Origin of the sequence: Burkholderia glumae LMG 2196 = ATCC 33617 (genome assembly GCF_000960995.1) — a bacterium.
Classification (GTDB): domain Bacteria; phylum Pseudomonadota; class Gammaproteobacteria; order Burkholderiales; family Burkholderiaceae; genus Burkholderia; species Burkholderia glumae.
Window position 1 is genome coordinate 2,232,610 of sequence record NZ_CP009435.1, and the last position, 12,139, is coordinate 2,244,748.

Below are 12,139 nucleotides of genomic sequence, written 5' to 3' on the forward strand. Positions count from 1 at the left end.
TTTTCCGCAGCCGTCGCCGCGGCGCCGCCGGCACTGGCTCGACATCTCGGGCAAGGCTCCGCTCCTCGCCGCGCTCGCGGCGGCAAACCATCGTGCGCACATAGCCGGCATGGCACGATGGGCCGGCGATGCCGGGGCTGGACGGCATCGCCGGCAGGCGACGGCCGTCGATCAGCGGACCGGCACTTGGCCCGGCGCGGGCCGCCGGCCGCTCAGAGTTCGCTGTCGTGCGCGCCGAGCAGCGCGGCGGCCACGCCGATCACGAGCGGCAGGTCGTCGTCGTCGGCCCGCAGGTTCGCCTCGGCATCGAGTTCGTCCTCGATGCCGCGGCGGCCGGCCAGCCGCGGCAGCGTGGCGAGCACGGCGGGATCGTGGCGCGCGCGCAGGCCGGGGTCGCCGAACGCGCGCGCCTCGATCGCCAGCAGCATGCCCCAGCTCGGGCCGCGCAGCTCGCCGAACGGGCTGCCGCGGCGCGGGCCGAACGCCCGCCGCGCGAGCGCGACCAGCACCTGTTGCAGGTCCTGCTGGGCGCGATGGCGCGCGCGGTCGGCGGCCATCTGCTCGAGTTCGTAATCGTCGACCATCCAGTCGGCGTCGGGGCGTGCGCCGGCTTGGCCGGTCGGGCTCGGTTCGGACATCGTCGTCATCGTCGTCATCGGAAGACCTCGTCGGGTGATCGGGTACTGTAAATATATACAGTCTTTTTGCGGCATGCAATCGGTCGCGAGCGGGAAATTCAACGACGGCGCGCCGCGAGCCGCGCGGCCGGCGATTGCGACCGCGCTGGCCGATCCCGTGATCCTGCCGATCGAGCGGAATACGCGCGTCCACGCTCGAGCGCGCCTGCGGATCCTCGCCCGCCCACGCCACCGGCAAGCCGACCACGTGCTGCCGGAGCAGCCGGCCGCGCGCCCGGCGTGCGACCGAGGCGGCGCGATCGACGGGCGGCTTCGGCGGTGCGCGTCTGCAGGCCGGCGGCGATTCCGGTACTGTTGCGGACGTTGCCCGCCGGGCGGCGCGCGCCCGGGCGCCGCCGCCGGCCGGCGTCGATTCATCGCCTTGCAGGAGCTTCCATGTCCGCCCCCGACGATCTCTACCACTACTACGAGCCGGCCGCCGGCCACGGCCTCGCCCACGATCCGTTCAACGCGATCGTCGGACCGCGCCCGATCGGCTGGATCTCCAGCGTCGATGCCGACGGTCGTCCGAATCTCGCCCCCTACAGCTTCTTCAACGGCTTCAACTACAAGCCGCCGCTCGTCGGCTTCGCGAGCCTGGGCTGGAAGGACAGCGTGGCCAACATCAACGCGACCGGCGAATTCGTCTGGAACCTGACCACGCGGGCGCTCGCCGAGCAGATGAACATCAGTTGCGCGCCGCTGCCGCGCGGCGAGAGCGAGGCGGCCGTGGCGCGGCTCGAACTGGCGCCATCGCGGCGCGTGCGGGCACCGCGCGTGGCGGCCAGCCCCGCCCACTTCGAATGCCGCAAGACGCAGATCGTGCGCCTCACCGATGCCGGCGGCGGCGAGCTGGACACCTGGCTGGTGCTGGGCGAGGTGGTGGCCGTGCACATCCGCCGCGAACTGCTGCGCGACGGCGTGTATCGCACCGCCGAGGCGCGCCCGGTGCTGCGCGCGGGCGGCCGCGGCGATTACGCGGTGATCGAGCCGGCGGCGATGTTCGAGCTGGCGCGCCCGCAGTCGCCCGAGGAGGCCGAGCGGATGGGGCAGGCGTTCGATCTCGGCGGCCGCTGAGCCGCGCCGGCCGCCCGGCCGGCGGCCCTAGCGCGCCGGCATCTTCTGCACCAGCTCGATGATCTTGCGGGTCGGCACGCTGACCGCGAGCGTCGCGAAGCGGGTGCGGCCGAACCAGCGGCAGTCGGTGATCTCGTTGCTGGCGATCGCCTTGAGGCCGCGCGGCACGTCGGCGATGAATACGTGATGGCGCTTCGTCAGGCCCCCGAACTGAAACGCATAGCGCAGCTCGATGCCGTCGAGCCGGGTTTCCTCGTACAGCTCGCGCCGGGCCGCCTCGAGCGGCGACTCGCCCGGGTGGATCGTGCCGCCCGGCAGGGCCCAGCGCGAGCGCGGGCGCGTCACGAGCAGGATCTTGTTGGCGCGGCGGCACAGGATGGTGGCGCGTTCTTTCATCGGTATCCGTGATCGGTCTGGGCGGCGAAGGCCGGCGGGTTGGGCCGGCGAGGCCGGGTTCGGTGGCGAATCGAGCGCCGCGTCGCGCGTCGGCGTCCAGGCGGGGCTCAGGCAAACAGGTCGATCACGGGCCAGCCGCGTTCGCCGGCCAGCGCGCGCAATCGTGCGTCGGGGTTGGTGGCGACGGGATCGGTCACGCGCTCGAGCAGCGGCAGGTCGTTGATCGAATCGCTATAGAAGAAGCTGCGCGGGAAATCGTCGAGCCGGTGGCCGAGCGAGGCGAGCCATTGCTCGGTGCGCGTGATCTTGCCCTCGCGGAACGTCGCGACGCCGATCGGCTGGCCCGTGTAGCGCGCGGCCGGGTCGCCGCCCTCGGTGCCGAGCTCGATCGCGAGCAGGTGCTCGAAGCCGAGCGCGCGGCCGATCGGTGCCGTGACGAACGCGTTGGTGGCCGTCACGATGCAGCAGAGGTCGCCCGCCTCCGCGTGCCGTGCGATCAGCTCGCGCGCGGCCGGCAGGATCGCCGGCTCGATCACGTCCGTCATGTATTGCGCGTGCCAGGCGTCGAGCTGCGCGCGCGAATGGCGCGCGAGCGGCGCGAGCGACAGGCGCAGGTAGCCGTCCATGTCGAGCACGCCCGCCGCGTAGTCGCGGTAGAGCCGGTCGATCGATTCCACGTGCTGCGCGGCGCCGTCGATGCCGAGCGTCACAAGGAAGTGCGCCCACGACTGGTCGCTGTCGAGCGGCAGCAGGGTGTGGTCGAGATCGAACAGCGCGAGGTGACGGCTCATCGGGACTTCCTGAGAATCTGTGAACGAACGGGGCGAACGGACGCGCTGAGTTCCGGGGGGCGGCGCATGAGCGGCTGGACGGCGGCGTGAGGCACTGACCGAAAAGTCGAAAAATCCTAACGAGAATTCCCCAAAATGACAAATCAGCAAAACTCTGCAAGCCCGTGAGCCGGGCAGCGCGGCGCGCGCGCCGTGCAACGGGCCGCTGCATGAGGCCTCGACGGCCCTGGCGGCAGCGGCCGGCGGCGGCGCTCAGGCCAGCACGACCCTGGGCACGCGCTCGGCGAGCGCGGCGAAGCCGGCCGCGCCGCGTGCGTCGCGCGGCGTGACGAGCAGGTCGATCGCCTCGCTCGGGCAGTAGGCGATGCGGCTGCGCCGGCCGAGGCGGCCGGCGTCGGCCAGCATCACGACGCGCTCGGCGGCCTCGCACATCGCGCGCGCGACCTCGGCTTCGGCGCGGTCGGCGTGGCTTGCGCCGTGCTGCGCGTCGAGCCCGTCCGGCGCCAGCAGCGCCAGATCGGCGCGATGGCGCCGGACTTCGCGCACGGTCTGCGCGTCGGCCGTGGCGAGCGTGCGCGCGCCCAGCGTGCCGCCCAGCACCACCACCTGGTTGGGCGGGCCCGCGCGGCCGCCCGGCGTGCACAGCCGCGCCGCCACCTCGAGCGAGTTGGTGACGACGGTCAGGCCGGTGAGCGTCGCGAGTTGGTCGGCGAGCGCGCGGGTGAGCGGGGCGGCGTCGATGAACAGCGTCTGGCCGGTGCCGACCTGGCCGGCCGCGGCCTTCGCGATCGCGCGCTCGATGCGCTCGCGCGCCGGCGCGCGAGCGGCCGGCAGCGTCGCATCGGGAAGCAGCGCGCCGCCGCGCACGCGTACCAGCGCGCCGAGCGCCTCCAGGTCGAGCAGATCGCGTCGCACGGTTTCGCGCGAGACGCCGAGTTCCGCCATGATCCGCTCGATCGACACGCGCTGCAGCGCGCCGAGCAGTGCGCGGATGCGTTGATGACGGTCTTCCTGCCACATGAGATGTCGTCCTGTCGAAGGCGCCTGCGTCTGGCCGCAGGGGGATTCGCGCCCGCGGCGAGGCGCCAGTGTTGCAGGCTTGCGTGGCAGTTGCGGGGCAGCCCGCGCGGCGCGGCGGCGTTCGACGGTGTCCTGCGGCGCGCGTTCGCCGCCGCGCCGAGGGAGCGCGTGGCGCCGGCCGGGCATCGTTTCGCGAAGCGTGGCCGCACGGCGCCCGCCGCGCCCGCGCGCCGGCTTTACGCCGCGGCTCGCGCTGGCCACGCGCGAATGCGAACGCTGGCGCGAGGCGCGGGCCGCCAATCCGAGCGCGCTGCGATGAGCGCGGTGCGGAGGCCGGTGCGACGGAAGGCGGCACGGCGCCTGCCGGCCGCCCTGACAGCGCTTACAGCGGTTTCGCGGCGATCAGGTCCGAGGCGCGCACGAACTTGCCGGCGCCGAGATGGTGGATGGTGCGCAGGGCGGCGTTGCCGTCGTCGAGCGTCCAGTGGCCGTTCGAGAAGGCGCGGCTGTCGGCCGCCGCCGACACCACCTCGCAGAAGCAGGTGTCGTAGGCCTGCTCGGTATGCGGCTCGGGGATCAGCCGGCATTCGAGCCAGGCCAAGCAGTCGCGCTCGATCACCGGCACGCCGAGCACGGGGCCGGGCCGCGCGTCGATCGCGTAGCGCGCGAACTTGTCGCCGTCGCGCCCGCTCGTGCTGCCCACCGCGAAGGTCAGGTCGAGGGCGGCGAGGCCCGGCACCACGATGCCGAAGCTGCCGCTTGCCGCGATCAGCTCGCGCGTGAACGTGGTCTTGTCGATCACCACGGCCAGCCGCGGCGGCGTGAATTCGACCGGCATCGACCAGGCCGCGGCCATCAGGTTGCGGCGCGAGCCGTCGCGGCTCGTGACGAGCACGGTCGGGCCGTGGTTCAGCAGGCGGCTCGCGTGTTCGAGCCTGACGGGAGCGAAATGCGTCATGACGGCGTATCGGAAGCTGGGGCGAAGCGGCCGATTCTACCGGCACGCGCGGCAGCGCGCCGGCGCGGCGCGGCAAGGCGGGCAACCGAGCCGTTCGCGCCGCGCCGGCGCGTGCGCGCGGCGGCGGCATGGGGCGGCGGGCGGCTCGGCCTCGGGCGGCCATTCGCGCTTGCGGCTCTGCGCTGCCGCCCGCTAGCTTCCGTTACCATACCAGCCCCCGACTTTTCCCGAACCCGAGGAACCCGCCGTGATTCAACCGACTCCTGTCTTCAAGGACAATCTCGCGCAACTGCCGTCGATCGCCGGCATCGAACGGATCGAACTCGTCGATGCCGGCGGCGCCGTCGTCGCCACCATCGAGAATCAGCCGGGCAAGCAGGGCTCGCTGGCCGTCTATCACTATCTGCGACAGGCATTCGGCACGCTCGACGCACGCGCGGCCGAGCATGGCCTCGCGGTGTTCGGCGAGCATACGGCCGACGCGCGCAAGCGCCCCGGCGCGCATCCGAACGTCGACCGGCTGCTCGGGATCGCCGCGGGCGGCGCGGCGCTGCGCATCGACGTGATCGCGGCCGCCTGACGGGCCGCCGCGCCGGTCATCCGGCTGCCCGAGCGCGGCTTTCCTGCCCCGGTCCGCGCGGTTCGCGATGCCGGCGGTCGTCAGGCTGCCGAGCCGGCGCGCTCGCCTGCCTCGCTCGCCACGCCGAATTCGTCACCGAGCCAGCGCTCGACCAGGCCCGGCAGCTCGCTCATGCGCTCGAACGTTACATGGACGCCGATCTCGCGCAGCGCCGCGCGGCGTTCGCCCGGATGATGGGCGCTGCCGGTGAAGCCGAGCACGGTCATGCCGGCCGCGAGCGCGGCGCGCGCTCCCGTCACGCTGTCCTCGATCACCGCGCAGCCGGCGGGCGGCACCCGCAATTCGCGCGAGGCGGCCAGATAGACGTCGGGTGCCGGCTTGGGCTGCGCGACGCGGTCGCCCGTGAAGAGCCGGCCGCCGAAGCATGCGTCCAGGCCGAGCCGCGCGACCACGCGCTCCACGTAGTCGAGATCGCTGTTGCTGGCGCATGCGAGCAGCAGCGGCAGCGCCTGCAGCGCCTCGACGGCGCCCGGAATCTGCGGCGCCTCGCCCGCGCGCGCGCGGATTTCCTCGCGAATCGAATGGATCTGTTCCTCGCTGATGACGCGGCCCAGCGCAGCGGCGGCCTCGGTCAGCACGACGGCGGTGCGCATGCCGAGCAGCGGACGGATCGCGTCGTGCACGCCTTCGATCTGCCAGAGCGCTTCGAGCCGGTCGATCACGATTCGCTCGGCGATGGCTTCGCTGTCGACCAGCACGCCGTCGCAGTCACTGATCAGCGCGCGGCCCTCGCGCGGCGGGGTGGGGAGGGGGGATGGCATGTGTTTCTCCTGTAACGGCTAATCATACCGGTAACATCGGTCGGCACGAGGCACGGCGCGGCCGGCTTGCGGCAAGCGGCTTCGGGGCAGCGTCGCCGCACGGGTCTCGGCACCGATTGTCGCGGGGAAAAAAGGCCTGCGCAGGAACCCGGGCAAAAGCGCGACCGCCAATGATCGGAAGAAAATCGACGCGCGACGGCGGCCGACTCGGCACCAAGAAGCGCGACGCATGGGATACGATTTCTGTTGATGCTTCGGCAGTTTATTTATCTGATTTAAATAAATAAAAAATTTAATACGTATTTTATCGAATTCATTGCCAAATTACCCTACGCGGCGGTGCCGCTCGTTGGCGCCGCGACCGCCGTGCCGGGCCTGCTGCCGGTGGCTTTGCCGATGCGCCGGCGCCCGAGTCGGCCACCCGCCGAGCCTTGGCGGCGAGCCCGAGCATATCGGCCGGCCGCGGCGCGGGTTCATGGTGCTCCGGCCGGCGCGCGCGGTGGGCCGCCCGCATCGGTCTTGCGTCCTCCCCGTCGACAGGTCAGGAATCATGAGTCGCCGCGCGCCGTGACTTCGTATCTGCCGCCGGCCTGCGGCAAGCTGCGGGGCAAGCCCGTCGTGCTCGGCGCGATCGCGGCCGCGCGCGGCGCGAGGCCCGCGCAGCTCGCGCTGGCCGGGCGCTGCAACTCGGTTATGCGGTGCTTTCACCGTCGATTCGGCGCGCGAATCCGGTGGGCAAGCCGCCGGTCCGCGACCCGCGGCCCGGTGCTGACGAGATGGCGTGCATCGCCGAACTCGAGCGCAACGGACCCGAGGTGAGGCCGGCTGGGATCGAGCGCGGCGCGCGCTTATTGCGCGCTGCCGGCCGCTGCCGGAGCAGCGGAAGCGGGGGCGGGGGTGGAAGCGGGGGCGGCCGGGACAGCCGATGCCGGCTGAGCGGCGGCGGGGGCGCTGGCGGCCGGCGGGTTCGCGGCGCCGGCTGCGGCGCTGCCTGCGTCGGCGGCGGCCGCTGCGGCCTGCGATGCCGGGATCGGACCGGCCGCCGTGGCCGGCTTCGCGGCCGAAGCGTGCGGCATCGCCAGCGCCGACTGCACGTCGGCCGGCGCGGCCCCCGCATCGGCCGACGGCGTGGCGATCGGCCGGCCGGCCGAGCCGGTGGTCACGGCCGAGGTGCCGGTCGAGGCAACCACGGGCTGCGGGCCGCTCGCCGAGCCAGTGGCCGGGCTCGGTGCCGGGTTCGCCGGGTTCGCGTCGTGCGTCGCGTTCGCGGGGGCCGCCCCCGCGCCGCGGTTCGTTGCGGCCTGCGTAGGCGAGGCGGCGGCCGGCGGCACCGCCGGGAACGCTGCCGGCGTGGCCGTCACGGTATGGTTCGGCACGGCGGCGGCGAGCGCGCCGCCGGCCGCCGCGACCGGCACCGGCGCGAGGCCCGACACCGGCGCGGGCGCCGACGGGGTGGGCACGGCCGGCGTCTTCAGCTTCACCGCGCCGTCGTCGCCGGGCGCGCCGGTGCTTGGCGCCGGCTCCGGCAGCGGTGCCACCGGCTCCTTCTCGGCGGCTTTGGCGGCGGCCTTGCCGTGCCGCGCCGGATCGACCTTCAGGAAGTGGTCGACCAGCTTGAAGAAGCGGTCGTAGAACACCCCGGCGGGAATCGTTTCGCTCGCGATCTTCACCATCGAGTCGTCGCTCGAGCCGATCGGCAGCGACACCGAACCGAGCACCGAGAGCCCGACGCTCGCCGAGGTGGTGGCCTTCTTCAGCGTGTAGCGATCCTGCACCGCGTTCACGTAGGCGATGGCCGAGGTCGAATCGGCGTCCGCGTCGACGCAGACCACGTGAAACTCGATCGTCACGTGCGAATCGCTGTTGGGCTGGAAGTTCTTGCTGCCGTCCACGGTGTCGGGCCGTGTCAGGTTGGTGATGTAGCCCTGGCTCAGCAGCGCGCGCCGCGCCGCCTCGCAGGTGGCCGTCGCGTTCTCGTGGAAGGTGTGCGTGTAAGGGCTGCTCGACGCGTCGAACTGCTCCTGCGTGTAAAGCGGCTTGGGAGCCGAAGAACAGGCCGCCAGCACGGCCGAGGCCGCGAGCGCGCAGGTGAGGGAAATCAGTCTGGATCGATTGTGCATGGCGTCGGGTAGAGGGTGGGCCACGTGGCACGCGCCCGCCGCCGCTCGAGGCGGCGCCGGACCGAAGGCGTGACCGGCCGCTATTATAGTTTCCCCCGATGCCGCTCCGCAGTGGCGGTGTTGGGTCCGACACGAAAAAACCCGCCTGGACGGCGGCGGCACGGGCCGCACGCTCGCCCGGCGGGGCGGCTCGGCGGGCGCGGCGGCGCCCGCCGCGCGAGGGGCGGATCAGGCCGCGCCCGTGCCGATCTCGATCTTGCGCGGCAGCGCTTCCTCGCGGCGCGCGATCCGCAGCGTCAGCACGCCGTCGCGCAGGCTCGCGTCGATGCGCGAGGTGTCGAGGTACGGGCTCAAGCTGAAGCTGCGCAGGTAGCGCGGCGCGTGCCATTCGGCATGCTGCACGCGCAGCCCCGGCGTCTCGGGCAGTTCGGCGCGCGCATCGATCGTGAGGCGCGCGTCCTGGACGCGCAGGTCCAGGCCCGCCTTCTCGACGCCGGGCAGGTCGGCGCGCAGCGTCACGCCCTGTGCGTCCTCGACGATGTCGACGGCCGGCGTGACGACGAGGCTCCGGGCCGGTTCGCGCCGCGCGGACGCTTCCGGCGCGGCGGCCTGCGGCGCCGCTGCGGTCGGCTCCGGCGCGACGGCGGCGGGGCGCTCGATGAGTTCGGGAGTGGTGGTCATGGCGATAGTCCTCGCGGCAGATGATTGAACGTTATTGAACCGGGATCGAACGCGGCTGCGATGTCGCGCGCTTCGCGATGCGGATGCGCAGGCAGCCGTTTTCGTAACGCGCCTGGATCTGCCCGGCATCGGCCGTCGGCGGCAGCTCGACGGCGCGGCGGAAGCGTCCGGCGAAGCGTTCGCTGGCCAGCACGCGCGAATCGGCGGCATCCTCGGATCGCTTGCGCTCACCCGTGATCGTCAGGAGTCCTTTGTCGATGGTCACGTCGAAATCGGCAGCCTGCATGCCGGGCGCGAGCGCGACGATCTCGATCGCTTCGTCGGTGAGGCCGACGTTGATCGGCGGGAACGCATCGAAGCGGCCGGCGCGCGCCGCGGCCGTGAAGCTCGGCGCCGCGAACCGCCCCGACATCTGCCGTTGCAGCCGGTCGAGTTCGCCGAACAGGCCGGCACCGAAACGATAAGTGGTCATGGTTCGAATCCTCTCGAAGATCGGCACGCGCAGCGTGAGCGTGAACGGCGCGCGACGTGTGCGATGCGGGGTCAACCGGCGGCGCCCAGCGCAACCGCCTCATGGCTCCACAGGTAGGAGCGGCGCCGGCGAATTCAAGAGGGAAAAATGCGGCGGCCGCGAATCGATGCTTGCGCGGGCATCGAACCGGCCGCGGATCGCGGCGGTGCCTCGCGTCCCCCTCGCGCTGCAACGGCGGCCCGGCGGGCTGGCGCGGGGGGCCACGCGGGGTCGTGCCCCATCGCTTTAGGGCGATCCCTATCGGGATCATCCCCTAGCTTGCCGCGCGGCCGTCCCACACTGCGGGAGCGCGATGGTATGCTGATTCTCCCGCTTTTTCTGACGAGGATTCGTATCGGCAATGCCGATCGACGCGATCGCTTCCGTCCTCGACGCCGGCGCGCGCCGCGCCGGCGGCCGGCCCGTTCCGGCCGCATCGCGCCGAGCCTCGTCCCGTCCACCGATGCCGCCCGGCGGCCGGCCTGGCACGCGCGGCCGAGAACTGCCGCGCGCCCGGCCGGGCAGCATCGGCGCGCCGCGATGTCCAGGCTGACAGGCGCGCCCCCGAATTCGCTTTCCCACTACCAGGAGAACACCATGACCCGAAGCCATGCGGTCGAGGCCAGGCATTCCGTCTCGCTCGACGTACCCGATTACGTCGCGCATCGCGGCCTGATCGACTGGGTCGCGCGCGTCGCCGCGCTGACCGAGCCGCAGCGCGTGGTCTGGTGCGACGGCTCGCAGGCCGAATACGACCGGCTCTGCGAACAGATGGTCGCGCAGGGCACCCTGATCCGGCTCGATCCGCGCAAGCGGCCGAACTCGTTCCTCGCGCTGTCCGACCCCTCCGACGTGGCGCGCGTCGAGGATCGCACCTTCATCTGCAGCGAGTCGCGCGACGACGCCGGCCCGACCAACCACTGGGTCGCGCCCGCCGAAATGCGCGCGACGCTCGACGGCCTGTTTCGCGGCGCGATGCGCGGCCGCACGCTGTACGTCGTGCCGTTCTCGATGGGGCCGCTCGGCTCGCCGATCGCGCACGTCGGCGTGGAGCTGTCCGACAGCCCCTACGTGGTCGTCAACATGCGGATCATGACGCGCATGGGCCGCGACGTGTATCGCGTGCTCGGCGAGGACGGCCACTTCGTGCCCTGCGTCCACAGCGTCGGCCATCCGCTCGCGGCCGGCGAGTCCGACGTGCGCTGGCCCTGCAACGACACCAAGTACATCGTCCATTTTCCCGAGACGCGCGAGATCTGGAGCTACGGCTCGGGCTACGGCGGCAACGCGCTGCTCGGCAAGAAATGCTTCGCGCTGCGGATCGCCTCGACCATGGGCCGCGACCAGGGCTGGCTCGCCGAGCACATGCTGATCCTCGGCGTGACCGCGCCGGACGGCACCAAGCGCCATATCGCGGCGGCCTTCCCTTCGGCCTGCGGCAAGACCAACTTCGCGATGCTGATCCCGCCGGCAGGCTTCGAGGGCTGGCGGGTCACCACGATCGGCGACGACATCGCCTGGCTCAAGCCCGGCGCCGACGGCCGGCTCTACGCGATCAACCCCGAGGCCGGTTATTTCGGCGTGGCGCCCGGCACCGGCGAGAAGACCAACCCGAACGCGCTCGCCACGCTGCGCGAGAACGTGATCTTCACCAACGTCGCGTTGACCGACGACGGCGACGTCTGGTGGGAAGGGCTGACCGACACGCCGCCCGCGCATCTGCGCGACTGGCAGGGCAAGGACTGGACCCCCGAGATCGGCCGCGAGACGGGCCGCAAGGCCGCGCATCCGAACGCGCGCTTCACGGCGCCGGCCTCGCAATGCCCGTCGATCGACGCCGACTGGGACAATCCCGCCGGCGTCGCGATCGACGCGTTCGTGTTCGGCGGCCGGCGCTCGACCACGGTCCCGCTCGTGACCGAGGCGCGCGACTGGGTCGAAGGCGTCTACATGGCGGCCACCATGGGCTCCGAGACGACGGCCGCGGCCGCCGGCCAGCAGGGCGTGGTGCGGCGCGACCCGTTCGCGATGCTGCCGTTCTGCGGCTACAACATGAGCGATTACTTCTCGCACTGGCTCGCGCTCGGCGCGCGGCTCGAAGCGGCCGGGGCGACGCTGCCGAAGATCTACTGCGTGAACTGGTTCCGCAAGGACGCGCAGGGCCGCTTCGCGTGGCCGGGCTTCGGCGAGAACATGCGCGTGCTGCAGTGGATGCTCGAGCGTCTCGACGGGCGCGGCGAGGGCGTCGAGCACGCGCTCGGCGTGACGCCGCGCTACGGTGATCTGCACTGGGACGGGCTGGCGTTCACGCCCGAGCAGTACCAACAGGTGGCGTCGGTCGATCGCGATGCGTGGCGCGACGAGCTTGCGCTGCACGACGAGCTGTTCGACCGGCTGAAGGCGCGCCTGCCCAAGGCGCTGGCCGATACGCGCGCGAGGTTCGAGGCCCGTCTGGCCGGCTGACGCAACCCGCGCCGGGCGCGGGCGACGAGGCCGCGCGGGCTGCG

Annotated in this window: 12 protein-coding genes; 3 read left to right on the plus strand and 9 right to left on the minus strand. The window is 72.4% G+C overall.

Translation table 11 applies throughout. The annotated features are described in order from the left end of the window. Window positions 1-212: 212 nt before the first annotated feature. Entirely contained in the window at window positions 213-656 is a 444-nt protein-coding gene (locus KS03_RS22630) for a DUF2471 family protein (protein ID WP_012735159.1), read from the minus strand. Window positions 657-1,073: 417 nt separating this feature from the next. Between KS03_RS22630 and KS03_RS22635 the strand changes: the two genes are divergently transcribed. After that, window positions 1,074-1,754 carry a flavin reductase family protein gene (locus KS03_RS22635; protein ID WP_012735160.1) on the plus strand — a complete coding sequence of 227 codons (681 nt, stop codon included), beginning with the start codon at window positions 1,074-1,076 and terminating at the stop codon, window positions 1,752-1,754. Window positions 1,755-1,781: 27 nt separating this feature from the next. Here the strand turns inward: KS03_RS22635 and KS03_RS22640 are convergent, their stop codons facing one another. The 4 genes from KS03_RS22640 to KS03_RS22655 form a co-directional block, all read right to left on the minus strand. Beyond that, window positions 1,782-2,150, minus strand: a complete 369-nt coding sequence (locus KS03_RS22640) for an NUDIX hydrolase (RefSeq protein WP_012735161.1) — start codon at window positions 2,148-2,150, stop codon at window positions 1,782-1,784. A gap of 107 nt (window positions 2,151-2,257) precedes the next feature. Next, window positions 2,258-2,941 (minus strand): HAD family hydrolase, encoded by a 684-nt coding sequence (locus tag KS03_RS22645; RefSeq protein ID WP_012735162.1) that lies wholly within the window; start codon window positions 2,939-2,941, stop codon window positions 2,258-2,260. A 252-nt stretch (window positions 2,942-3,193) separates the two neighbouring features. Next, entirely contained in the window at window positions 3,194-3,961 is a 768-nt protein-coding gene (locus KS03_RS22650) for a DeoR/GlpR family DNA-binding transcription regulator (protein WP_012735163.1), read from the minus strand. A gap of 382 nt (window positions 3,962-4,343) precedes the next feature. Beyond that, window positions 4,344-4,919, minus strand: coding sequence for a flavin reductase family protein (locus KS03_RS22655; RefSeq protein WP_012735164.1), 576 nt, complete (start codon window positions 4,917-4,919; stop codon window positions 4,344-4,346). Window positions 4,920-5,166: 247 nt separating this feature from the next. On the opposite strand from KS03_RS22655, the gene KS03_RS22665 reads away from it, so the two are divergent. Next, window positions 5,167-5,499 (plus strand): DUF2322 family protein, encoded by a 333-nt coding sequence (locus KS03_RS22665; protein ID WP_012735165.1) that lies wholly within the window; start codon window positions 5,167-5,169, stop codon window positions 5,497-5,499. Window positions 5,500-5,579: 80 nt separating this feature from the next. Here KS03_RS22665 and KS03_RS22670 read toward each other — a convergent pair whose 3' ends face one another. The 4 genes from KS03_RS22670 to KS03_RS22685 form a co-directional block, all read right to left on the minus strand. Then, the gene (locus tag KS03_RS22670; protein ID WP_012735166.1) at window positions 5,580-6,320 is read right to left on the minus strand and encodes an HAD family hydrolase; all 741 of its coding nucleotides are present in this window, start codon (window positions 6,318-6,320) and stop codon (window positions 5,580-5,582) included. 848 nt (window positions 6,321-7,168) lie between these two features. After that, window positions 7,169-8,440: a DUF2242 domain-containing protein gene (locus tag KS03_RS22675; RefSeq protein WP_012735167.1), complete on the minus strand. Its 1,272-nt coding sequence runs from the start codon at window positions 8,438-8,440 to the stop codon at window positions 7,169-7,171. Between the two features lie 228 nt (window positions 8,441-8,668). Beyond that, entirely contained in the window at window positions 8,669-9,121 is a 453-nt protein-coding gene (locus KS03_RS22680) for an Hsp20/alpha crystallin family protein (protein WP_012735168.1), read from the minus strand. A 31-nt stretch (window positions 9,122-9,152) separates the two neighbouring features. Next, entirely contained in the window at window positions 9,153-9,593 is a 441-nt protein-coding gene (locus KS03_RS22685; protein WP_012735169.1) for an Hsp20/alpha crystallin family protein, read from the minus strand. A 636-nt stretch (window positions 9,594-10,229) separates the two neighbouring features. Between KS03_RS22685 and KS03_RS22690 the strand changes: the two genes are divergently transcribed. Further along, the gene (locus KS03_RS22690) at window positions 10,230-12,095 is read left to right on the plus strand and encodes a phosphoenolpyruvate carboxykinase (GTP) (RefSeq protein WP_012735170.1); all 1,866 of its coding nucleotides are present in this window, start codon (window positions 10,230-10,232) and stop codon (window positions 12,093-12,095) included. The last annotated feature ends 44 nt before the right edge of the window (window positions 12,096-12,139 follow it).

Coding starts and splice junctions, on each gene's coding strand:
- KS03_RS22630 (WP_012735159.1), bottom strand. CDS start 656: ATGACGACGATGACGACGATGTCCGAACCGAGCCCGACCGGCCAAGCC.
- KS03_RS22640 (WP_012735161.1), bottom strand. CDS start 2,150: ATGAAAGAACGCGCCACCATCCTGTGCCGCCGCGCCAACAAGATCCTG.
- KS03_RS22680 (WP_012735168.1), bottom strand. CDS start 9,121: ATGACCACCACTCCCGAACTCATCGAGCGCCCCGCCGCCGTCGCGCCG.
- KS03_RS22685 (WP_012735169.1), bottom strand. CDS start 9,593: ATGACCACTTATCGTTTCGGTGCCGGCCTGTTCGGCGAACTCGACCGG.
- KS03_RS22650 (WP_012735163.1), bottom strand. CDS start 3,961: ATGTGGCAGGAAGACCGTCATCAACGCATCCGCGCACTGCTCGGCGCG.
- KS03_RS22655 (WP_012735164.1), bottom strand. CDS start 4,919: ATGACGCATTTCGCTCCCGTCAGGCTCGAACACGCGAGCCGCCTGCTG.
- KS03_RS22690 (WP_012735170.1), top strand. CDS start 10,230: ATGACCCGAAGCCATGCGGTCGAGGCCAGGCATTCCGTCTCGCTCGAC.
- KS03_RS22635 (WP_012735160.1), top strand. CDS start 1,074: ATGTCCGCCCCCGACGATCTCTACCACTACTACGAGCCGGCCGCCGGC.
- KS03_RS22645 (WP_012735162.1), bottom strand. CDS start 2,941: ATGAGCCGTCACCTCGCGCTGTTCGATCTCGACCACACCCTGCTGCCG.
- KS03_RS22675 (WP_012735167.1), bottom strand. CDS start 8,440: ATGCACAATCGATCCAGACTGATTTCCCTCACCTGCGCGCTCGCGGCC.
- KS03_RS22670 (WP_012735166.1), bottom strand. CDS start 6,320: ATGCCATCCCCCCTCCCCACCCCGCCGCGCGAGGGCCGCGCGCTGATC.